The sequence below is a fragment of the Hydromonas duriensis genome, from assembly GCF_004363775.1.
GTDB classification, from domain to species: Bacteria; Pseudomonadota; Gammaproteobacteria; order Burkholderiales; family Burkholderiaceae; genus Hydromonas; species Hydromonas duriensis.
Window position 1 is genome coordinate 24,281 of the sequence record NZ_SNZE01000019.1, and the last position, 19,309, is coordinate 43,589.

Consider the following 19,309-nt stretch of genomic DNA (forward strand, 5'->3'; position numbering starts at 1 on the left):
TGACGCCTCGTGATTAAATAGGACGCGCGGGATTAAGTTGCCAATTGAGTTTTTGGCGCAGCGTCGCATAGTAGTTGTATGATTTTGGATGCCAAAAAATTGATTTGTACGGCGCGGGCGATATGCGAACCACATCGCCACGGCAGGCCTCGGCATACGCGTGCACATCAAAATGCACCACGGCGGCGTGTGATGAGACAATCTCAATGTCAATCACACTGTCGTTTGGCAACACTATGGGGCGGTTCGATAGCGACTGGGGCGCAACAGGCGCAAGCGTAATGCCTGCCAGTTGAGGGTGTAAAATCGGGCCATTCGCGGCCAAGGAGTATGCCGTTGAACCAGTTGGGGTGGCGATAATCAATGAATCTGCGCGCTGTGCATACATGAATTGACCGCTGACATCGACATTTAACTCCAGCATACCGCCAATGCCTGTCCGCCCAACCACCACGTCATTTAAAGCCGTGCCGTGATACACCACTTCTCCATTGCGAATGATTTCAGCATAGAGCAAATCACGCATTTCAACGTCGTAAGAGCGCTCCAATAATATTTCGCGCAACACTGAAGGGGCATCCGCCAACGAAATGTCCGTAATAAAACCAAGATGTCCTTGATTCACTCCAATCAGCGGAATTTGATACGGCGCGACCCTACGCGCAACGCCAAGCATCGTACCGTCTCCACCCACAGCGATTATGACATCAGCACAACTGCCAATATCTCTAAGATTCACGCTGGGGAATTGACTCAGCTTGAAATGCTGCGCGGTTTTTTCCTCGATAATGACGGCTTTACCTAAGCCCAATACGGTCTGAATCACTTGCAGCAAAGGCTCAACAGAGGTGTCTGCTTGCAAACGCCCAGCCAATGCCACCGTTCGGATGTCATAAGGATGGGCGCGTAAATCCGCCGTGGTTGTGGTGAGAAAATCATTCATGGCGTGATTGTAAAGGAATGGCACATTTTCTGCCAGCCGCTTTCAATTCGGTGAAAGATATCGAGAAAATATAACCATTTTCTAGCTGAAATGGCTACAATTGAAACCATCAACAATATTTTTAACCTTAGAAGCTGCGTTAGCTCACTTTAATTTGACTCTCGCCGAACATGCACCTTGACGACCGCGCCCACACCCTTTTGACCACCCTCGTGTCACAATACATCACGCAAGGGCAACCTGTTGGCTCAGGCACTTTAGCGCAACAGGCTGGTCTTAAATTATCGCCCGCGACAGTGCGCCATGTCTTGGCCGATTTGGAACACATGGGTTTAATCAGCAGCCCACATACTTCAGCGGGGCGAGTACCCACTCCGCAAGGTTACCGCTTTTTTGTTGACGCGATGATGACGGCAAGCGCATTTGAAACCATTGACGACAGCACGTTTCGCAGTTCCCTCCAGCCCGACAGTGCACAGCGTTTGGTCAGCAGCGCGGTTCAACTGCTCTCGCATATTTCAAAATTTGCGGGCGTTATTTCAACACCTAAACGCTCACAGGTATTTCGTCACATAGAATTTTTATTGTTGTCACCCCAGCGGGTTTTAGCAATTTTAATTACGCCTGAGGGGGACGTACAAAACCGTCTGCTTGAGCTTGAGTATCCCTATCAAACCAACGATTTGGTGGCGGCCGCGAACTACTTAAACACCCACTGCGCAGGACGGAGCCTTGAGCAGATTCACTATCAATTATCACAAGAGCTGCACAGTTTACAAGAACGGGTCACTTTTTTGATGCAGGCTGCGGTGTCGCAAAATAACGACACGCCATCTGCTCAAGACGACGCGGTCATTGTTCGCGGTGAACGACATCTTTTGGATGTATCCGAGTTTGCGAACGACATGAATCGTTTGCGTCAGACCTTCGACCTGTTTGATGAAAAAAATCGTTTGCTGCAATTACTCGAACGCACCAACCACGCAGGCGGCGTTCAGGTGTTCATCGGCGGCGAGTCAGATGTTTTACCGTATGACGGTGTTTCACTCATCAGCGCACCTTACACGGCCAGCAGCGGTGTCATTGGCGTACTTGGCGTGATAGGCCCTTCACGTATGGCCTACGAACGGGTTATTCCTTTGGTGGACGTCACGGCGAAATTTTTATCGCGGGCGATGGGACACAAAGATGCACAAGAGCCATAAACCGCCAATGCGCCCCATCCTCTCAAGTTTATTTTTTAAGTGCTTTATCCAAACTTTGGATGAAGACATCGGGCGGCTCATAGCCAATCACACGCATCTGTTCCTTACCTGTCAACGGCTCTAAAATCAGCATGGCGGGCGGGCCATACAATCCAAAATGTTTAAGCAAGGCTGCATCGGCATCTGTGTATGCTGTCATGTCAATGCGCACACGCTTCAAACCAGACATGCGCTCTTGAACTCGTGCATCTGTGAATGTTTTTGTCTCCATCTCGATGCAGCTTCTGCACCAATCCGCGTACACATCAACAAATACAGGATGCTCACTTGTGAACACCAGTTCATTCAGCGTTGTCAATGAATCAACAGATTGAAAAGTAACTGCTGGCGACGGGTTTCCCCATATTTTTTGCCAAGTTCCAGACCATAAAGGTTGGGCTATCCACAGTGCAGCCGCAATCATCACCAAGCCAATCAACTGCTTCATGCGCACCATCCATGCACCTGCTTTAGGTAAAAACTGACCCATACCTGCCCCCAAAAGCAACAAGGGCAATCCCATCCCATAGGACAAAACAAATAGAGCCAAACCACCCAAGACGGTATTCCCTGTCTGAGCAATATAAGTAATCACGCCAACCAAAGGCGCTGTGACACAAGGCGAGGCTATTAGTGCGGAAGCCGCGCCCATCAAAGCTATTCCGACATAACCCTTCTGACCTTGCGTTTTGAGATGAAGCCAAGCGCGCCAACGCTCTGGCAGCTGGATGTGAAACACATCAAACAAACTCAGCGCCAACAACAAGAGTAAAGCTGAAAAAACGCCCAATACCCACGGCTGTTGTAAATAGCGATGCAAACCTGCACCCGTTTTCGCCGCCAGCACTCCCACCAAAGCATATACAACCGCCATGCCCGTGACATAAGCCAGAGCTAAACTCAAACCCCGCTTGCGCGAGACCAGTTGTTGTCCCGCCAAAACACTCGATAAGATAGGAACCATGGGCAGCATACATGGCGTCAGCGACAGCAAAATGCCAAGCCCAAACATTAAAATCAACGCAACGGGTAGGTTGTGCTTACTAAAAACATCACGCGCATAAGCACTGTTGTCAATTGAGTTGGTTGAATTTTCTGACGTGACAGTACTACCCCGCGTTGACGTCTGCTGCTCTGCTGACGCTTTTTTGTCAGCTACAGGCATATTATCGTTTTTTGCTCCTGGCACACTCTGCGCATCACTTGTCACAACATTATTTTCAGGCTTGCTTATTTCAAGAGGCTCAAGCCTTCGGCTCTTCCCATCACCTGCTTCAGCGGCTTGAGCCAGCGGTTTTGCCACATCAACAGCATCTTGCGTGGAGCTCGCGGTCAATACTGCTTGCGTCTTACGCGGTGGATAACACAAACCGCCATCTGCACAGCCACGAGATGTCACTACCAGTTTAAACAGCCCCTCGCCTTTAACGGGCACATTGACACTGAAGCTGCCATGATAAATCGCCATGGTTTTATTAAAATTCTCATCAAACTTCATTTGCGCTTCTGGCAACTTAACAGGACCGTCTTGCACAACCTTACCGTCTGGGCTAACTATAGCAAATGAAAAATCATCACGATACATGTAATAATTCGGCGCAATCGTAAAGCGAACTTGCGCATGCGCTCCATCACGCATGTTTGCAGAAAACGCAAAAGCTTGCTCAGGTGGTAAAAAATCCGCCGACGCGCTTTTCATAAACGTAAAAAGCACAAATACAAAGCCCAATATGCAAAAATGTGTCCGTATTTTCTTTTGCATGCCCAATTATTCCTCAATAAACAAATATGTAATACCCAAGCATTTTAGTACAGTCATAAAAAAACGGATTGAATTTATCAATCCGTTTTTTATATAAAAGCAGTTTTATGTGAAATAAGAGTATTTCACAGGAATATTACTCAGCTGCTTCGTCTTCCTCTGGGCGGTCAACCAATTCAACAAATGCCATTGGTGCGTTATCACCCACGCGGAAGCCACATTTCAAAATACGCAAATATCCGCCTGGGCGATTCGCGTAACGTGGACCGACTTCGTCAAACAATTTTTTAACAATATCACGATCACGCAAGCGATCGAACGCCAAGCGTTGATTTGATAACGTATTTGTTTTGCCTAAAGTGATAAGGGGCTCAATCACTTTGCGCAATTCTTTAGCTTTTGGCAAAGTAGTTTTGATGACTTCATGTTGCAATAAAGACACAGACATATTGCGGAACATAGCCAAGCGATGGCTGCTGGTACGATTAAGTTTACGTAAACCTGAACGATGACGCATGATAATTTCCTTAAAAAAAATGAATCTAAACTTCAGCTCTTCTATCCCAAGTGGGCGGGCTCGTGAATTTAAAAATAAGCGGAAAAATAACTTTTCCCACTGATTAAGAGAGCTTATTCGGGTGTTACCGAACAAACTCTCTATTTTTTAACCAAAAAAGTAGGATTTTACTTTTCTGATGTTATACCTCTAAACCAGCGGGAGGCCAGTTCTCGAGTTTCATTCCCAAAGTCAAGCCGCGAGCAGCCAAGACTTCCTTGATTTCTGACAATGACTTACGACCCAAGTTTGGTGTCTTAAGCAAATCTTGTTCTGTACGGCGCACCAAATCACCAATGTATTGAATGGCTTCTGCTTTTAAACAGTTGGCCGAGCGAACTGTCAATTCCAACTCATCAACAGGACGCAATAAAATCGGATCAAATTGCGGCGTATTAATACGCTGAGCTTGAGCCTCATTTGGGTCTTCAGTATTTTGTAACGCAGCAAAAACAGACAATTGTTCAATCAAAATAGCGGCTGATTGACGCACTGCCTCTTCGGGGCTGACCACGCCATTGGTATCAATGTGCATGACGACTTTATCTAAATCGGTACGCTGCTCCACTCGAGCCGACTCAACACTGTAGCTAACGCGGCGAATTGGAGAAAACGAGGCGTCAAGCATGATATGACCAATTTTGTTGCTGTGGTCATCAGCAAAAGCGCGAACGTTACCAGGTACGTAGCCACGACCTTTTTCAACTTTGATTTGCATATCAAGTTCACCACCAGCGAGGTGGGCAATCACGTGGTCTGGATTAACAACCTCAACCTCATGTGAACCTTCGATATCGGCAGCGGTGACAACACCTTCACCCGACTTTTTCAGGGTCAATGTAATTTCATCACGAGTGTGCAACTTAAATACAATGCCTTTGACATTCAGCAAAATATCAACAACGTCTTCTTGCACACCATCCAACGTTGAATATTCGTGCAAAGCGCCTGCAATTTGAACTTCAGTGGCAGCATAGCCCGTCATTGAAGACAACAATACGCGACGCAAAGCATTGCCCAATGTGTGCCCATATCCGCGCTCAAATGGCTCTAACACCACTTTCGCACTGTGCTCACCTGTGGCTTCTACTTGAATGTTACGAGGCTTTAAAAATGCGTTTTTAGACATGGAATTCCTTTCAACAAAGCCGTGCGCGCGTCAAAGACGCGCACAGCTTGGGGATGTGAAAAACCTCACCTGTGATCAGCAGGCAAGGGTACCGCATTAACGTGAGTACAACTCAACGATCAAGCTTTCATTCACATCTTGAGCAACATCAGAACGGTCAGGAACAGACTTGAACGTTCCTTCCATTTTTTTCGCATCAACACTCACCCATGACGCCATGCCCACTTGTTCAGCCAACTGTAAAGCTTCTTGGATACGAACTTGTTTTTTGGCTTTTTCAGTAACAGTAATCACGTCACCAGCTTTAACTTGGATTGAAGGAATATTAGCAACATGTCCATTCAAAACAATTGATTTATGGCTAACCAACTGACGAGCTTCCGCGCGCGTTGAGCCAAAACCCATACGATAAACAACATTGTCCAAACGTTGTTCAAGCAAGCGCACCAAGTTTTCACCCGTGTTGCCACGCAAACGATCCGCTTCTGCAAAATAGCGACGGAACTGACGCTCTAAAACACCATACATGCGTTTCAACTTTTGTTTTTCACGCAATTGATTGCCAAAATCAGAAGTACGCATACCTGATTTAGCGCCGTGCTGACCGGGTTTAACATCTAATTTGCATTTTGAGTCTAAAGTGCGACGTGCACTTTTCAAGAATAAATCTGTGCCTTCACGGCGGGCCAACTTGGCCTTAGGTCCTAAATAACGTGCCACAATGGTTCCTTGAGTAAAATGCGCCAGCTCACTTGAGCAAGCGCACGTTTTTAAATTAATCTTACCGAGGGTAAGAATATTAAAAACAGTGGTCTTAAATTGACAATAATATCAATAAAATAAAATGCGCGAACAGTGCGACAAGCACTGTTTGCGCTTTACAACAGCTGTTAAATGGGTTTTTAACCTGCCTAAAACAGGTAAAAAACTTTCTTAACAAAAATGCAATCGCTGATTATACACGGCGACTTCGCATTGGTCAATCAAATCAATTAGATACGACGACGCTTTGGAGGACGGCAGCCGTTGTGCGGCACAGGCGTCACATCTTGAATTGAGGTGATTTTAATGCCTAAAGCATTCATCGCACGCACAGACGACTCACGACCAGGTCCTGGGCCTGTAATGCGAACCTCAAGATTTTTGATGCCGTATTCCAAGGCCACTTTACCTGCAGTTTCTGCGGCAACTTGAGCTGCAAACGGGGTCGATTTGCGTGAGCCTTTGAAGCCCGCACCACCCGCAGTTGCCCAAGACAAAGCGTTACCCTGACGGTCAGTAATAGTTACGATGGTGTTGTTAAACGATGCATGAACATGCAAAATGCCATCAACAACATTCTTTTTTACTTTTTTACGCGCGCGAGCAGCGGCGTTATTTGCAGCTTTAGCCATTTAATTTATCCTTAAATTTGCCGATTATTTCTTGTTCGCAATGCTTGCTTTACGCGGACCTTTGCGTGTGCGGGCATTGGTTTTAGTGCGCTGCCCACGGCAAGGCAAGCCTTTACGATGACGCATACCACGGTAGCAACCCAAGTCAATCAAGCGTTTGATAGACATCGTCACTTCACGGCGCAAATCACCTTCAATCGTGAAAGAACCTACCGCTTCGCGTAATTTTTCCAAATCAGCGTCGTCGAGATCTTTAATTTTTTTGTTTGCCGCTACGCCTGTTGCCTCACAAATTTTTAAAGCGCGAGGACGACCAATACCGTAAATCGATGTCAAACCGATAGAGGTGTGTTTGTGCGGGGGAATATTAACACCAGCAATACGTGCCATTTCTTAGTTCCTTTTTAATTAACCTTGACGTTGCTTGTGACGTGGATCACTTGAGCAAATCACACGCACAACGCGATTGCGACGAATAATCTTGCAATTGCGGCAAATGCGCTTAACAGATGCGAGTACTTTCATTTTAAAACTCCTCAACTACTTTCAATTAGCCGTTTTAAGTCGCGATTATGCGATTACTTCGAACGGAATACAATACGGGCTTTGGACAAATCATAAGGGGTTAGCTCTACCGTCACCTTATCTCCAGGTAAGATTCGAATATAATGCATTCGCATTTTTCCTGAAATATGTCCTAAGACCACATGCCCATTTTCCAACTTGACGCGAAAGGTGGCATTCGGTAAATTCTCGACCACTTCGCCCTGCATTTGAATCACATCATCTTTTGCCATGCTTACTTCGAGCCTTTAAAGTTTGCTTTGCGCATCAATGACTCATACTGCTGACTCATCATTGCCGATTGCACCTGAACCATAAAATCCATTGCAACCACAACCAAAATCAAAACTGATGTGCCACCAAAGTAAAACGGAACCGACCATTTAAGAATCATCAACTCTGGTAACACACACACGGCCAACATGTACAAAGCACCAACCAATGTTAAACGAGTGATAATTTTGTCTAAATAACGAGCAGTTTGCTCACCTGGGCGAATACCTGGCACGACAGCTCCACTCTTTTTCAAGTTATCCGATGTTTCACGGCTATTAAACATGAGCGCCGTGTAAAAAAAGCAAAAGAATACAATTGAAACAGCGTACAAAGTGATATACAAAGGCTTGCCTGGCGATAACTCAGAAGCCCAATCACGAGCCCACATGGAAGTCGAAGAATTGCCCAACCAGTTTAAAACTGTCGCAGGAAACAGCAAGATAGACGATGCAAAAATTGCTGGGATAACACCTGCCATGTTCAACTTCAGCGGTAAAAACGAGCTTTGACCACCGTAAATCTTATTACCTACTTGACGCTTTGCGTAATTAATAGGGATTTTGCGCTGAGCACGCTCAACAAAAACCACAAAAGCAGTCACCAATAATGCCATTATTACAATAATGAAACCTGCAAATGGGCTAAGTGCTCCCGTATTAATCATTTCAAAAAGCTGTGCCATACCACGAGGCAAACCAGAGACAATACCCGCAAAGATAATAATCGAGATACCATTACCCAAGCCACGCTCAGTCACTTGCTCACCCAACCACATCAAAAACATGGTACCAGTAACCAAGCTAACCATAGTCATAAACTTGAACATCAAGCCAGGTTCTGACACCATACCTTGCTGACCTTCGAGCCACGTAGCAATTGTCAAAGACTGAGCCATAGCCAAAACTAAAGTAAAGTAACGCGTGTATTGCGTAATTTTACGTTGACCTGAAGCACCTTCTTTTTGCAAAGCTGCAATCGACGGCACAACAATCCCTGCCAACTGCATGATAATCGATGCGGAAATATATGGTGTAATACCTAGCGCAATGATTGTTGCTCGACTTAACGCACCACCAGAGAACAAGTTCATCAGACCGAGTACGCCACCTTGGTTAGATTGTTTATTAAACAAATCTGCCAAAACAGCAGCATTAACACCAGGCACGGGGACATGGGCACAAATCCTATACACAACCAACGCCAAAATCAAAAAGATTAGGCGTTGCTTGAGCTCAGAACTGATTTGTAAACCACCCGTTTGATTCGATAATTTGGCTGTAGCCACAAATACCTCTCAATTACTCAGCGACGCTGCCACCAGCAGCTTCGATGGCTGCACGTGCGCCTTTTGTTGCACCAATGCCTTTTAAACTGACTTTACGAGTAAGCTCACCTGTGGCAACAACTTTAGCACTTGTTACGAGCTGACCCAATAGACCAGCCTGTTTCAAAGATTGCAAATCAATTTCCTCTACGGGCAATGCTTGCAAATCAGCCAAGCTCACTTCGCCCACGAATCGACGAGTCATTGAGTTAAAGCCACGCTTTGGTAAACGACGATGCATTGGCATTTGACCACCCTCAAAGCCCAAACGGTGAAAACCACCTGAACGAGACTTTTGGCCTTTGTGACCACGACCTGCAGTTTTACCTAAACCTGAGCCAATGCCGCGACCAACACGGCGGCGATTTGCCGTCGCACCCGCTGCTGGCGCAATGCTATTTAAAAACATGTGTTTCTCCGTTTTTACTTAATGTTATTAGTCAACGATACTGACCAAATAACGGACTTTATTAATCATGCCACGCACTGCAGGTGTGTCTTCCAATTCGCGTACTTGACGGATTTTTTTCAGACCCAAACCAGCGACTGTGTCACGATGTGATTGTTTAGTACCAATCATACTTTTCACCAAGGTGACTTTTAATGTTTTTTCAGCCATTATGGTTCCCCTTAACCTGTGATTTCTTCAACTGTCAAACCACGTTTAGCAGCGATGTCGGCAGGTGTTGACTGCTTACGCAAGCCATCGATTGTAGCACGCACCATGTTATATGGATTGCTAGAACCTAAAGACTTCGCCACAACGTTATGAACACCCATTACGTCAAAAACGGCACGCATTGGACCACCCGCAATAATGCCAGTACCATCTTTAGCTGGTGACATCAAAACAGTTGCCGCACCGTGCTTACCAGTCACAGAATGCTGTAAAGTACCGTCTTTCAAAGGCACTTTAAACATTGAGCGACGTGCTTGATCCATTGCTTTTTGAACAGCGATAGGCACTTCTCGCGCTTTACCTTTACCCATGCCGATGCGACCATCGCCATCACCAACTACAGTCAAGGCTGCAAAACCCATGATGCGACCACCTTTGACTACTTTAGTCACACGGTTGACTGCAATCATCTTCTCGCGTAAGCCATCTTCCGCTTGCGATTGATCTTTTGCTTGAACTTTAGACATACAAATTCCTTAATAATGTCGTTGAACGTGGCTTAGAACTGCAAGCCAGCTTCACGAGCTGCTTCTGCCAATGCTTTAACGCGACCATGGTATTGAAAACCTGAACGGTCAAACGCCACTTGAGTCACACCCGCTGCTTTTGCTTTTTCTGCAATAGCCGCACCAACCGCTTTAGCTGCGGCGACGTTACCGCCGTTGCCTTTTAATTGCTCACGTAAGCTCGCCTCTTGGCTAGAAGCACTCGCCAACACTTTCGCACCTGACGCATCCAACAGATTCGCGTAGATGTGCAAGTTTGTGCGGTGTACCACCAAACGATTGACTTTCAACTCAGCAATTTTGGCACGGGTTTTGCGTGCTCGGCGCAAACGCGCTTGCTTTTTGTCTTGCATCATAATTCCTTTAAATGAATCGACCTTCAAGCCAGCGGTGCATTTTTACAAACAGACCGCTGAACTTAACGATTATTTTTTCTTGGTTTCTTTCAACAACACCACTTCGCCAGTGTAGCGAACACCCTTGCCTTTGTAAGGCTCTGGCGGACGGTAAGCGCGCACTTCTGCCGCCACTTGACCGACTTGTTGTTTGTTAACACCTTTGATGACGATTTCGGTTTGCGTTGGGGTTTCCGCAGTAACGCCTTCTGGCATGGCGTGAAACACGTCATGAGAAAAGCCCAATTCCAATTTCAAACCGTTGTTCTCGGCTTTCGCACGATATCCAACACCCACCAAATTTAAACGTTTTTCGAAACCAGCGGTCACGCCTTGCACCATATTCGCCAAAATGGCGCGAGTGGTACCAGACAATGCGTTCGATTCACGTGACTCATCAACACGGGAAACGTTCAACTGACCATCTTTGTTTTCAACGGTGACTTTGTCGCTAAATGCGGTTGTTAAAGTACCCAACTTACCTTTGACGGTCACAACATTGCCGTTCAGGGTCACTTCAGCACCATTTAACGCAACCGGATGTTTACCTACTCGAGACATGCTTTTCTCCTTTTCCGATTACGCAACAACGCACAGCACTTCACCACCAACACCCAAAGCACGCGCTTTACGGTCAGTGATAACGCCTTTTGACGTTGACAAAATCGCTACACCCAAGCCGTCCATCACGCGAGGAATAGCATCGCTTTGACGGTAAATGCGCAAACCAGGCTTAGACACGCGCTCAATACGTTCAATCACAGGACGACCTGCGTGGTATTTCAATGCGATGTCCAAAACAGGCTTGGCTGCTTCGCCGCCAATTTTAAATTCTTCAATATAGCCTTCGTCTTTCAACACTTTCGCAATGGCCACTTTCAGTTTAGAAGAGGGCATAGAAACCGCCACTTTTTCAACCATTTGTGCATTGCGAATGCGCGTCAACATATCGGCAATTGGATCACTCATACTCATATTCGATTCTCCTATTACCAGCTGGCTTTAACCAAGCCCGGGATTTCACCGTTCATGGCGGCGTCACGCAACTTGCTACGACCCAAACCAAACTGACGGAAGGTGCCACGTGGGCGACCTGTCAATTGGCAACGGTTACGCAAACGGGTTGGGTTTGCATTGCGTGGCAATTGTTGCAACTTTAAGCGAGCTTCGTAACGCTCTTCTTCAGATTTTGATTGGTCGTTGATCACGGCAACCAAAGCTGCGCGTTTAGCAGCAAATTTTGCCACCAAAGTTTCGCGCTTTTTTTCACGATTAATCAGGGATAATTTAGCCATTGCCCCACCCTCAATTTCTGAAAGGAAATTTAAAAGCCGCCAATAATGCCTTGGCTTCTTCGTCGGTTTTTGCCGTCGTGGTGACACTGATGTTCAAACCACGCAACGCGTCGATTTTGTCGTACTCGATTTCGGGGAAAATAATTTGCTCTTTCACACCGATGTTGTAGTTACCACGACCATCAAATGATTTGCCATTGACACCACGGAAGTCACGCACTCGTGGGAATGCCACAGTAACCAAACGATCCAAAAACTCGTACATTTGCACGCCGCGCAATGTCACCATGCAACCAATCGGGTAATCTTCACGGATTTTGAAACCCGCAATCGCTTTACGCGCTTTGGTCACCACAGGCTTTTGGCCTGCGATTTTGGTCATATCGCTAACAGCATGCTCGATGACTTTTTTGTCTGCCACAGCTTCACCCACACCCATGTTCAAGGTGATTTTGGTGATGCGAGGCACTTCCATTACAGATTTGTAGCCGAATTTCTCGGTCAATTCTGCAACGATTTTTTCTTTGTAAATATTTTGCAAACGAGACATGATATTCCCTTTACGCCACGACATCGCCGCTCGATTTAAAGACACGAACTTTTTTACCGTCCACTTCTTTAATCGCAACGCGATCCGCTTTTTGGGTTTTGGCATTAAACAACGCAACATTTGAAACATGAATCGGCATTACTTTTGAAACAATACCGCCTTCTTTATTCAACATGGGATTTGGACGCTGATGCTTTTTTGCAACATTAACGCCTTCAACCTTAACGTAGTCCGCATCGACACGCTCAGTCACGATGCCACGCTTGCCTTTATCTTTGCCTGTTAAAACAACAACATTATCGCCTTTGCGAATCTTTTCCATGTCGTTCTCCTTACAGCACTTCTGGCGCCAAAGACACGATCTTCATGAACTTTTCACCACGCAATTCGCGAGTTACTGGGCCAAAGATACGGGTGCCAATAGGCTCCAACTTAGCATTCAACAATACGGCCGCGTTATCATCAAACTTAACTTTCGAACCGTCGGCGCGGCGCACGCCAGAAGCAGTACGAACCACCACTGCGTTATACACTTCGCCTTTTTTAACGCGACCACGAGGGGCTGCGTCTTTAATACTGACTTTGATGACATCACCCACGCCAGCGTAGCGGCGTTTAGAGCCACCTAACACTTTGATACACATTACCGAACGAGCGCCCGTGTTATCGGCGACGTCCAATCTGCTTTGCATCTGAATCATGATATATTTCCCAACTTGATTACCTAAAGGCAGTCAGTTTTGGTCTCACTACACCCTACAACTTGAGGCTATAAGGGCAGCACTTGAGTAGAATTCTGCGAACCACCAGAATTAGACTTTTTTGCTATTGCCAATCGACTTTAACAAAGAATCGCCATTTTAGTACTTTTTCTGCATGTTAGGCAAGAACTAAATATAAAACAGGCATATTTGTTTCGAATAAACCACAATTTGCCTTATTGGTAGCCTACTTGCTCAACTTCTTTACCGCATCAAACCACCAAACCTTTTGAGCGTTAAAAACATGTTTGCCAAACAACTGTAAATAGGCATCCACTTAGACATTTTCGACTCAAATAAAGCATCTTATGGTTCGGACTAGAGTTTTTCAACTTTACCCATGCCCAGCAAACAAAAAAACCACGACTTGACGTGGCTTTTTTGTTTTATTACCGCACTTCGTTAACAACTTAAACGATTCGCGCTGCTTCGATAAGCTTAATCACAGCCCAAGATTTGGTCTTAGATACTGGACGAGTCTCAGCGATTTCAACGAGGTCGCCTTCATTGTATTGATTTGCATCGTCGTGCGCGTGATACTTTTTCGATTGAACGATAATTTTACCGTACAAAGGATGGGTTACACGACGCTCAACGAGCACAGTCACTGTTTTGTCCATTTTGTTAGACGTCACACGACCGACCAATGTACGCGTTAATTTAGTTTGTTCACTCATTTTTGACCTGCCTTTTGGTGCATGATAGTGCGCACGCGAGCGATGTCACGACGTACTTTTTTGAGCTGATTGACATCTGCCAACTGCTGCATGGCGCGTTGCATACGCAAGTTAAATTGCGTTTTCAACAATGCGCTCAACTCAGTTTGCAAAGCCGCGGTGTCTTTGGTCATTAATTCTTTTGCTGACATATTTTTCTCCTTAACCGCCAATGGTGCGCGTCACAAAAACGCACTTCAATGGCAATTTGGCTTCTGCCAAACGGAAGGCTTGACGCGCCAAATCTTCTGACACACCGTCCATCTCGTACAGCATTTTACCTGGTTGAATTTCAGCAACATAGTACTCGGGATTACCCTTACCATTACCCATACGCACCTCTGCAGGCTTGTTAGAGATTGGTTTGTCTGGGTAAATACGAATCCAAATACGACCACCACGTTTAATGTGGCGAGTCATGGCACGACGTGCTGCCTCAATTTGACGCGCAGTGATACGACCACGTTCCACTGATTTTAAGCCGAAATCACCGAACGACACATCGGCACCACGAGTGGCGACGCCTGTGTTGCGGCCTTTCTGCTCTTTACGGTATTTTCTACGTGCGGGTTGCAACATGATTATTCTCCTGCACTTGCTGGCTTGGCTTCAGCAGGTTTGCGCGCACCTGAGGTGCGGCGTGCTGGAGCATCGCCATCACGACGTTTGCGGTCGCCACTTGGACGGCCTTCGCGGCGTGGTTGTTTTTTATCATCTTTACCATCGTGTTCGTAGCCTGTGCCTGGCAGGTTTTTACGCGAAAGCGTATCGCCTTTGTAGACCCAAACTTTGATGCCGATGATGCCGTAAGTAGTCAAAGCGGTTGATGTGGCATAGTCAATGTTCGCTTTGAGTGTATGCAAAGGCACTCGACCTTCACGTTGCCACTCTGAACGAGCAATCTCAATACCATTCAAACGACCTGAACTCATAATTTTGATGCCTTGCGCACCCATGCGAGTCGCACCTTGTAAAGCACGGCGCATTGCACGGCGAAACATGACACGTTTTTCGAGCTGCTGGGCAATGCCGTCACCAATCAGTTGCGCGTCGATTTCTGGCTTGCGCACTTCTTCGATATTCACATGCACAGGCACATTCATCATTTTTTGCAAATCAGAGCGCAAAACTTCAATGTCTTCGCCTTTTTTGCCAATAACCACGCCTGGGCGTGAGCTGAAAATGGTGATACGTGCTGTTTTCGCAGGGCGCTCAATCAAAACACGCGCAACCGAAGCGTTCTTCAATTTTTTCTTGAGGTACTCGCGTACTTTCAAGTCTTCATTGAGGGTTGCTGCGAATTCGCTGTTTTTGGCATACCAACGAGAATCCCAGTCCTTGGTGACCTGCAAACGAAAGCCAGTCGGGTTAATCTTTTGTCCCATCTTGACTCCTTATTGTCCGACAGTCACGTGAATGTGACAGGTTTGTTTTTCGATGCTGTTGCCACGGCCTTTGGCTCGTGCCGACATGCGCTTGAGCGACGTGCCTTTGTCGATGTAAATGCGTGTGACACGCAATTCGTCGATGTCTGCGCCATCGTTGTGTTCGGCGTTAGCGATTGCTGACTCCAACACTTTCTTGATGATCACAGCTGCTTTCTTTTGAGTGAAAGCCAAGGTGTTGAGCGCCGCTTCAACTTGTTTGCCGCGAATCAAATCGGCCACTAAGCGACCTTTTTGAGCCGACAAGCGCACACCACGTAAAATAGCTGTAGTTTCCATAACGCTTATCCTTATTTCTTCGCTTTTTTGTCCGCAGCGTGACCTTTAAAGGTGCGCGTGAGGGCAAACTCGCCGAGTTTATGACCGACCATGTTTTCAGAAACATAGACGGGCACGTGCTGACGGCCATTGTGCACTGCAATAGTCAAGCCGATGAAATCAGGCAAAACTGTTGAGCGACGAGACCACGTTTTGATTGGTTTTTTGTCACGATTTGCGACCGCTGCTTCCACTTTTTTCAATAAGTGAGCGTCACAAAATGGACCTTTTTTGACTGAACGAGCCATTTGCTACTCCTTATTTAAAGCGACGTTTAACGATCATGCTGGTCGTGCGCTTATTGCGACGCGTACGATAGCCTTTGGTTTTCTGACCCCATGGTGACACAGGATGCATACCAGCCGAGGTACGACCTTCACCACCACCGTGCGGGTGATCAACCGGATTCATGACCACACCACGCACTGTTGGGCGAATACCGCGCCAGCGCGTTGCACCGGCTTTACCGATTTGACGCAAACCGTGCTCTTCGTTACCGACTTCACCGATGGTCGCGCGGCAATCAACGTGCACGCGGCGAACTTCGCCAGAACGCAAACGCAATTGCGCGTAAACGCCTTCACGGGCCATCAATTGCACTGAAGTACCAGCCGAACGGGCGATTTGCGCGCCTTTACCGGGTTTCATTTCGATGCAGTGAATCGTTGAACCAACAGGAATGTTGCGAATCGGCAAGGTGTTACCCGCTTTGATTGGGGCTTCCGCACCGCTCACGAGCTCTTGACCTGCTGACACACCGCGTGGGGCGATGATGTAGCGACGTTCGCCGTCTGCGTACAACAACAATGCGATGTTGGCCGAACGGTTCGGATCATATTCCAAACGCTCAACTTTGGCGACGATGCCGTCTTTGTCGTTGCGTTTGAAGTCGATGACACGGTAGTGGTGTTTGTGACCGCCACCTTTATGGCGAGTGGTAATCACACCACGGTGGTTACGACCTGACTTTTGTTTTTGTGCTTCTAACAAAGGTGCATGGGGCGCGCCCGTGTGCAACTCTTTATTGACCACTTTCACGAGGCCACGACGACCAGGCGAGGTTGGTTTGACTTTTACGAGTGCCATTATTTAACCTCCTCGTCAAAGTGGATTTCTTGACCTTGTTTCAAGGCCACGTAAGCGATGCGCACATCTGAGCGTTTGCCCATACGTTTACCTGCACGCTTGGCTTTACCTTTACGGTTCAACACGCGCACAGCATCGACTTCCACTTTAAACAATAATTCAACCGCCGCTTTGATTTCAGGCTTAGTCGCAGATGGCACAACGCGGAACGCAACGTGCTCATTTTTTTCAGCGATAAAGGTGCTTTTTTCTGAAACAATCGGCGCCAAGATGACTTGCATTAAACGGTCTTGATTCATGACAAGATCTCCTCGATTTGTGCAACCGCTGCCTTGGTTACCAATACTTTGCCATAAAACAACAACGATAACGGATCAACATGTTTTGGTTCGCACACATAAACATTGACCAAGTTACGCGCCGCCAAGAACAAGTTCTCAGAGTAATCCGCCGTGATAATCATGGCTGAATCCGTGCCCAGCGCTTTCAATTTGTCAGCGACCAATTTCGTTTTTGGCGCGTCAACATTGAAGTCTTCTACCACAACCATGCGGCCTTCGCGCGCCAATTGAGAGAAGATGCTGCACATTGCTGCACGGTGCATTTTGCGGTTTACTTTTTGCGTGAAATTCTCATCAGGAGAATTCGGGAACGCGCGTCCACCTCCGCGCCAGATTGGCGAAGATGTCATACCAGAACGCGCACGGCCTGTACCTTTTTGAGCCCATGGCTTTTTGGTACTGTGCTTAACTGTTTGACGGTCTTTTTGTTGACGATTACCTGAGCGGGCGTTGGCTTGATAAGCCACAACGATTTGATGAATCAACGCTTCGTTATATTCACGACCAAACACAGCATCCGATGCAGACACCGAGCCTGCTTGACCTTGTGCATTAAAGAGCTGAATATCCATTATTTAGCTCCTTTGACTTTAACCGCAGCACGCACTACGATGTTGCCGTTTTTGGCACCAGGAACAGCACCTTTAACCAACAACAAACCGCGCTCCGCATCGACGCGAGCGATTTCTAAATTTTGTACAGTACAGCTGACATCACCCATGTGACCCGTCATACGCTTACCAGGAAAAACGCGGCCTGGATCTTGCGCCATACCAATTGAACCTGGAACATTGTGCGAACGCGAGTTACCATGCGTTGCACGACCAGAACCAAAGTTGTAGCGCTTGATTGTACCAGCATAACCTTTACCAATAGTAACGCCTGAAACGTCCACTTTTTGGCCAGCTTGGAAAATATCAACAGTTACGCTTGAACCCGCTGACAATTGCGCAAGCGCTTCAGCATCCAAACGGAACTCTTTAGTGAAGGAACCCGCCTCAACACCTGCTTTTGCCAAATGACCCGCTTGGGCTTTAGCAACACGTGATGCACGACGAGTACCGTAGGCTACCTGAACGGCGGCATAACCGTCGACTTCAGGCGTCTTAACTTGGGTAACGCGATTGCCAGAAACGTCCAACACTGTTACGGGGATAGAAACACCATCCTCAGTAAAAATGCGGGTCATACCGACCTTGCGCCCCAACAGACCCAGTCCATTGTGACTCATTATAAACTCCATTCTCGACTGCGATTGGCCGAGCTAGATTACCATTTAGCGTCATTTTGATTAATGACGCCTCTAAAAAACCTTTTCCCATCGAAACAAAAAGGTTAGCTTAGTATGATATTACAATTCACTGCCATACGCAAGCCGCGATTACCGCTAACTATTTATTTTTGAATGATTTTGTAGCTTTACAACAAAACAGCAGTAACAGAATGATAAACAGACCTAGATAAAATGAAAAACGCGCCTTTAGGCGCGCTTTTCATTTGACATTGCAACAACTTTTTACACTTTAATTTCAACATCGACACCAGCTGGCAAGTCGAGTTTCATCAAGGCATCTACTGTTTTATCCGTTGGATCAACGATGTCCATCAAGCGTTGATGCGTACGAATTTCAAATTGGTCACGCGACGTTTTATTAACGTGAGGCGAACGCAATACGTCAAAACGCTGAATGCGTGTAGGTAAAGGTACTGGACCTTTAACAATCGCGCCTGTGCGTTTTGCTGTTTCCACAATTTCAGCCGCTGACTGGTCGATTAAACGATAGTCAAACGCTTTTAAACGGATACGGATTTTAGTGCTGGCCATAATAGGACTTTCTAAAGAACGAGGTGAGTAACTTTCACCAAACAATAAAGAACAACTTAACTTGAACACGGGGCGGCGCGCCACCCCGTGGAAACATCATGCTACTTACGCAGTAATTTTAGCGACGACACCTGCGCCGACGGTACGACCACCTTCACGAATCGCAAAGCGCAAACCTTCTTCCATCGCGATTGGAGCGA

33 protein-coding genes are annotated in these 19,309 nt (G+C 46.7%); 1 reads left to right on the forward strand and 32 read right to left on the reverse strand.

Annotated elements, in window-relative coordinates; translation table 11 throughout:
• Positions 1-13: 13 nt before the first annotated feature.
• On the reverse strand, positions 14-943 hold the full coding sequence (locus DFR44_RS08420) for an NAD(+)/NADH kinase (protein WP_133621019.1): 930 nt from the start codon (positions 941-943) through the stop codon (positions 14-16).
• A gap of 170 nt (positions 944-1,113) precedes the next feature.
• On the opposite strand from DFR44_RS08420, the gene hrcA reads away from it, so the two are divergent.
• On the forward strand, positions 1,114-2,148 hold the full coding sequence (hrcA, locus tag DFR44_RS08425; protein ID WP_133621021.1) for a heat-inducible transcriptional repressor HrcA: 1,035 nt from the start codon (positions 1,114-1,116) through the stop codon (positions 2,146-2,148).
• Positions 2,149-2,176: 28 nt separating this feature from the next.
• Here hrcA and dsbD read toward each other — a convergent pair whose 3' ends face one another.
• From dsbD to DFR44_RS08580, 31 genes are all read right to left on the reverse strand, one after another.
• Positions 2,177-3,949: a protein-disulfide reductase DsbD gene (dsbD, locus tag DFR44_RS08430; protein WP_133621023.1), complete on the reverse strand. Its 1,773-nt coding sequence runs from the start codon at positions 3,947-3,949 to the stop codon at positions 2,177-2,179.
• A 136-nt stretch (positions 3,950-4,085) separates the two neighbouring features.
• Positions 4,086-4,466, reverse strand: coding sequence for a 50S ribosomal protein L17 (gene rplQ / locus DFR44_RS08435; protein ID WP_133621026.1), 381 nt, complete (start codon positions 4,464-4,466; stop codon positions 4,086-4,088).
• Positions 4,467-4,647: 181 nt separating this feature from the next.
• Entirely contained in the window at positions 4,648-5,634 is a 987-nt protein-coding gene (locus tag DFR44_RS08440; RefSeq protein ID WP_133621028.1) for a DNA-directed RNA polymerase subunit alpha, read from the reverse strand.
• Between the two features lie 96 nt (positions 5,635-5,730).
• Complete coding sequence (rpsD, locus tag DFR44_RS08445) at positions 5,731-6,354, reverse strand: 30S ribosomal protein S4 (RefSeq protein ID WP_133621030.1); 624 nt, start codon at positions 6,352-6,354, stop codon at positions 5,731-5,733.
• A gap of 272 nt (positions 6,355-6,626) precedes the next feature.
• Complete coding sequence (rpsK, locus tag DFR44_RS08450) at positions 6,627-7,028, reverse strand: 30S ribosomal protein S11 (protein WP_114561832.1); 402 nt, start codon at positions 7,026-7,028, stop codon at positions 6,627-6,629.
• Positions 7,029-7,052: 24 nt separating this feature from the next.
• Positions 7,053-7,418, reverse strand: coding sequence for a 30S ribosomal protein S13 (rpsM, locus tag DFR44_RS08455; protein ID WP_133621031.1), 366 nt, complete (start codon positions 7,416-7,418; stop codon positions 7,053-7,055).
• A gap of 18 nt (positions 7,419-7,436) precedes the next feature.
• Complete coding sequence (gene rpmJ, locus DFR44_RS08460) at positions 7,437-7,553, reverse strand: 50S ribosomal protein L36 (protein WP_114561834.1); 117 nt, start codon at positions 7,551-7,553, stop codon at positions 7,437-7,439.
• 53 nt (positions 7,554-7,606) lie between these two features.
• Entirely contained in the window at positions 7,607-7,825 is a 219-nt protein-coding gene (gene infA, locus DFR44_RS08465; protein WP_114561835.1) for a translation initiation factor IF-1, read from the reverse strand.
• Positions 7,826-7,827: 2 nt separating this feature from the next.
• Entirely contained in the window at positions 7,828-9,153 is a 1,326-nt protein-coding gene (gene secY, locus DFR44_RS08470) for a preprotein translocase subunit SecY (RefSeq protein WP_133621034.1), read from the reverse strand.
• Between the two features lie 13 nt (positions 9,154-9,166).
• The gene (gene rplO / locus DFR44_RS08475) at positions 9,167-9,601 is read right to left on the reverse strand and encodes a 50S ribosomal protein L15 (RefSeq protein ID WP_133621036.1); all 435 of its coding nucleotides are present in this window, start codon (positions 9,599-9,601) and stop codon (positions 9,167-9,169) included.
• A 27-nt stretch (positions 9,602-9,628) separates the two neighbouring features.
• The gene (gene rpmD, locus DFR44_RS08480) at positions 9,629-9,811 is read right to left on the reverse strand and encodes a 50S ribosomal protein L30 (RefSeq protein WP_133621038.1); all 183 of its coding nucleotides are present in this window, start codon (positions 9,809-9,811) and stop codon (positions 9,629-9,631) included.
• Positions 9,812-9,822: 11 nt separating this feature from the next.
• A complete protein-coding gene (rpsE, locus tag DFR44_RS08485; protein ID WP_133621041.1) occupies positions 9,823-10,338 on the reverse strand; it encodes a 30S ribosomal protein S5 in 516 nt (171 codons plus the stop codon).
• A 32-nt stretch (positions 10,339-10,370) separates the two neighbouring features.
• A complete protein-coding gene (rplR, locus tag DFR44_RS08490; protein ID WP_133621074.1) occupies positions 10,371-10,730 on the reverse strand; it encodes a 50S ribosomal protein L18 in 360 nt (119 codons plus the stop codon).
• Positions 10,731-10,802: 72 nt separating this feature from the next.
• Positions 10,803-11,333: a 50S ribosomal protein L6 gene (gene rplF, locus DFR44_RS08495; protein ID WP_133621043.1), complete on the reverse strand. Its 531-nt coding sequence runs from the start codon at positions 11,331-11,333 to the stop codon at positions 10,803-10,805.
• Between the two features lie 18 nt (positions 11,334-11,351).
• Positions 11,352-11,747 carry a 30S ribosomal protein S8 gene (gene rpsH, locus DFR44_RS08500; protein ID WP_133621044.1) on the reverse strand — a complete coding sequence of 132 codons (396 nt, stop codon included), beginning with the start codon at positions 11,745-11,747 and terminating at the stop codon, positions 11,352-11,354.
• 14 nt (positions 11,748-11,761) lie between these two features.
• Positions 11,762-12,067 (reverse strand): 30S ribosomal protein S14, encoded by a 306-nt coding sequence (rpsN, locus tag DFR44_RS08505; protein WP_133621046.1) that lies wholly within the window; start codon positions 12,065-12,067, stop codon positions 11,762-11,764.
• A gap of 10 nt (positions 12,068-12,077) precedes the next feature.
• Positions 12,078-12,617 carry a 50S ribosomal protein L5 gene (gene rplE, locus DFR44_RS08510; protein ID WP_133621048.1) on the reverse strand — a complete coding sequence of 180 codons (540 nt, stop codon included), beginning with the start codon at positions 12,615-12,617 and terminating at the stop codon, positions 12,078-12,080.
• A gap of 10 nt (positions 12,618-12,627) precedes the next feature.
• Positions 12,628-12,939: a 50S ribosomal protein L24 gene (rplX, locus tag DFR44_RS08515; RefSeq protein WP_133621050.1), complete on the reverse strand. Its 312-nt coding sequence runs from the start codon at positions 12,937-12,939 to the stop codon at positions 12,628-12,630.
• A gap of 10 nt (positions 12,940-12,949) precedes the next feature.
• Positions 12,950-13,318, reverse strand: a complete 369-nt coding sequence (rplN, locus tag DFR44_RS08520; protein WP_133621052.1) for a 50S ribosomal protein L14 — start codon at positions 13,316-13,318, stop codon at positions 12,950-12,952.
• A gap of 470 nt (positions 13,319-13,788) precedes the next feature.
• Positions 13,789-14,055: a 30S ribosomal protein S17 gene (gene rpsQ, locus DFR44_RS08525; protein WP_133621054.1), complete on the reverse strand. Its 267-nt coding sequence runs from the start codon at positions 14,053-14,055 to the stop codon at positions 13,789-13,791.
• On the reverse strand, positions 14,052-14,246 hold the full coding sequence (rpmC, locus tag DFR44_RS08530; RefSeq protein WP_133621056.1) for a 50S ribosomal protein L29: 195 nt from the start codon (positions 14,244-14,246) through the stop codon (positions 14,052-14,054). The genes rpsQ and rpmC overlap by 4 nt, the downstream gene beginning before the upstream one ends.
• Before the next feature lie 10 nt (positions 14,247-14,256).
• Entirely contained in the window at positions 14,257-14,673 is a 417-nt protein-coding gene (gene rplP, locus DFR44_RS08535; RefSeq protein ID WP_114561849.1) for a 50S ribosomal protein L16, read from the reverse strand.
• A 2-nt stretch (positions 14,674-14,675) separates the two neighbouring features.
• Complete coding sequence (rpsC, locus tag DFR44_RS08540; protein WP_133621058.1) at positions 14,676-15,479, reverse strand: 30S ribosomal protein S3; 804 nt, start codon at positions 15,477-15,479, stop codon at positions 14,676-14,678.
• Between the two features lie 9 nt (positions 15,480-15,488).
• Complete coding sequence (gene rplV, locus DFR44_RS08545; protein ID WP_133621060.1) at positions 15,489-15,818, reverse strand: 50S ribosomal protein L22; 330 nt, start codon at positions 15,816-15,818, stop codon at positions 15,489-15,491.
• Between the two features lie 11 nt (positions 15,819-15,829).
• The gene (gene rpsS, locus DFR44_RS08550) at positions 15,830-16,105 is read right to left on the reverse strand and encodes a 30S ribosomal protein S19 (RefSeq protein ID WP_133621062.1); all 276 of its coding nucleotides are present in this window, start codon (positions 16,103-16,105) and stop codon (positions 15,830-15,832) included.
• A 10-nt stretch (positions 16,106-16,115) separates the two neighbouring features.
• Positions 16,116-16,943 (reverse strand): 50S ribosomal protein L2, encoded by an 828-nt coding sequence (rplB, locus tag DFR44_RS08555; protein ID WP_133621064.1) that lies wholly within the window; start codon positions 16,941-16,943, stop codon positions 16,116-16,118.
• Positions 16,943-17,242 (reverse strand): 50S ribosomal protein L23, encoded by a 300-nt coding sequence (rplW, locus tag DFR44_RS08560; protein WP_133621066.1) that lies wholly within the window; start codon positions 17,240-17,242, stop codon positions 16,943-16,945. Before rplW ends, rplB begins: the two co-directional genes overlap by 1 nt.
• Positions 17,239-17,856, reverse strand: coding sequence for a 50S ribosomal protein L4 (rplD, locus tag DFR44_RS08565; protein ID WP_133621068.1), 618 nt, complete (start codon positions 17,854-17,856; stop codon positions 17,239-17,241). The genes rplW and rplD overlap by 4 nt, the downstream gene beginning before the upstream one ends.
• Positions 17,856-18,527, reverse strand: coding sequence for a 50S ribosomal protein L3 (gene rplC / locus DFR44_RS08570; protein WP_133621070.1), 672 nt, complete (start codon positions 18,525-18,527; stop codon positions 17,856-17,858). The genes rplD and rplC overlap by 1 nt, the downstream gene beginning before the upstream one ends.
• 273 nt (positions 18,528-18,800) lie before the next feature.
• Positions 18,801-19,109, reverse strand: coding sequence for a 30S ribosomal protein S10 (gene rpsJ, locus DFR44_RS08575; RefSeq protein ID WP_114561857.1), 309 nt, complete (start codon positions 19,107-19,109; stop codon positions 18,801-18,803).
• A 105-nt stretch (positions 19,110-19,214) separates the two neighbouring features.
• A partial coding sequence (locus DFR44_RS08580) for an EF-Tu C-terminal domain-related protein (RefSeq protein ID WP_133620714.1) occupies positions 19,215-19,309 on the reverse strand: 95 nt, incomplete at its 5' end.

Bases quoted from the DNA above. Each gene is read 5' to 3' on its own strand.
- DFR44_RS08420 (WP_133621019.1), bottom strand. From the start codon at position 943: ATGAATGATTTTCTCACCACAACCACGGCGGATTTACGCGCCCATCCT.
- hrcA (WP_133621021.1), top strand. From the start codon at position 1,114: ATGCACCTTGACGACCGCGCCCACACCCTTTTGACCACCCTCGTGTCA.
- dsbD (WP_133621023.1), bottom strand. From the start codon at position 3,949: ATGCAAAAGAAAATACGGACACATTTTTGCATATTGGGCTTTGTATTT.
- rplQ (WP_133621026.1), bottom strand. From the start codon at position 4,466: ATGCGTCATCGTTCAGGTTTACGTAAACTTAATCGTACCAGCAGCCAT.
- DFR44_RS08440 (WP_133621028.1), bottom strand. From the start codon at position 5,634: ATGTCTAAAAACGCATTTTTAAAGCCTCGTAACATTCAAGTAGAAGCC.
- rpsK (WP_114561832.1), bottom strand. From the start codon at position 7,028: ATGGCTAAAGCTGCAAATAACGCCGCTGCTCGCGCGCGTAAAAAAGTA.
- rpsM (WP_133621031.1), bottom strand. From the start codon at position 7,418: ATGGCACGTATTGCTGGTGTTAATATTCCCCCGCACAAACACACCTCT.
- rpmJ (WP_114561834.1), bottom strand. From the start codon at position 7,553: ATGAAAGTACTCGCATCTGTTAAGCGCATTTGCCGCAATTGCAAGATT.
- infA (WP_114561835.1), bottom strand. From the start codon at position 7,825: ATGGCAAAAGATGATGTGATTCAAATGCAGGGCGAAGTGGTCGAGAAT.
- rplO (WP_133621036.1), bottom strand. From the start codon at position 9,601: ATGTTTTTAAATAGCATTGCGCCAGCAGCGGGTGCGACGGCAAATCGC.
- rpmD (WP_133621038.1), bottom strand. From the start codon at position 9,811: ATGGCTGAAAAAACATTAAAAGTCACCTTGGTGAAAAGTATGATTGGT.
- rpsE (WP_133621041.1), bottom strand. From the start codon at position 10,338: ATGTCTAAAGTTCAAGCAAAAGATCAATCGCAAGCGGAAGATGGCTTA.
- rplR (WP_133621074.1), bottom strand. From the start codon at position 10,730: ATGCAAGACAAAAAGCAAGCGCGTTTGCGCCGAGCACGCAAAACCCGT.
- rplF (WP_133621043.1), bottom strand. From the start codon at position 11,333: ATGTCTCGAGTAGGTAAACATCCGGTTGCGTTAAATGGTGCTGAAGTG.
- rpsH (WP_133621044.1), bottom strand. From the start codon at position 11,747: ATGAGTATGAGTGATCCAATTGCCGATATGTTGACGCGCATTCGCAAT.
- rpsN (WP_133621046.1), bottom strand. From the start codon at position 12,067: ATGGCTAAATTATCCCTGATTAATCGTGAAAAAAAGCGCGAAACTTTG.
- rplE (WP_133621048.1), bottom strand. From the start codon at position 12,617: ATGTCTCGTTTGCAAAATATTTACAAAGAAAAAATCGTTGCAGAATTG.
- rplX (WP_133621050.1), bottom strand. From the start codon at position 12,939: ATGGAAAAGATTCGCAAAGGCGATAATGTTGTTGTTTTAACAGGCAAA.
- rplN (WP_133621052.1), bottom strand. From the start codon at position 13,318: ATGATTCAGATGCAAAGCAGATTGGACGTCGCCGATAACACGGGCGCT.
- rpsQ (WP_133621054.1), bottom strand. From the start codon at position 14,055: ATGAGTGAACAAACTAAATTAACGCGTACATTGGTCGGTCGTGTGACG.
- rpmC (WP_133621056.1), bottom strand. From the start codon at position 14,246: ATGTCAGCAAAAGAATTAATGACCAAAGACACCGCGGCTTTGCAAACT.
- rplP (WP_114561849.1), bottom strand. From the start codon at position 14,673: ATGTTGCAACCCGCACGTAGAAAATACCGTAAAGAGCAGAAAGGCCGC.
- rpsC (WP_133621058.1), bottom strand. From the start codon at position 15,479: ATGGGACAAAAGATTAACCCGACTGGCTTTCGTTTGCAGGTCACCAAG.
- rplV (WP_133621060.1), bottom strand. From the start codon at position 15,818: ATGGAAACTACAGCTATTTTACGTGGTGTGCGCTTGTCGGCTCAAAAA.
- rpsS (WP_133621062.1), bottom strand. From the start codon at position 16,105: ATGGCTCGTTCAGTCAAAAAAGGTCCATTTTGTGACGCTCACTTATTG.
- rplB (WP_133621064.1), bottom strand. From the start codon at position 16,943: ATGGCACTCGTAAAAGTCAAACCAACCTCGCCTGGTCGTCGTGGCCTC.
- rplW (WP_133621066.1), bottom strand. From the start codon at position 17,242: ATGAATCAAGACCGTTTAATGCAAGTCATCTTGGCGCCGATTGTTTCA.
- rplD (WP_133621068.1), bottom strand. From the start codon at position 17,856: ATGGATATTCAGCTCTTTAATGCACAAGGTCAAGCAGGCTCGGTGTCT.
- rplC (WP_133621070.1), bottom strand. From the start codon at position 18,527: ATGGAGTTTATAATGAGTCACAATGGACTGGGTCTGTTGGGGCGCAAG.
- rpsJ (WP_114561857.1), bottom strand. From the start codon at position 19,109: ATGGCCAGCACTAAAATCCGTATCCGTTTAAAAGCGTTTGACTATCGT.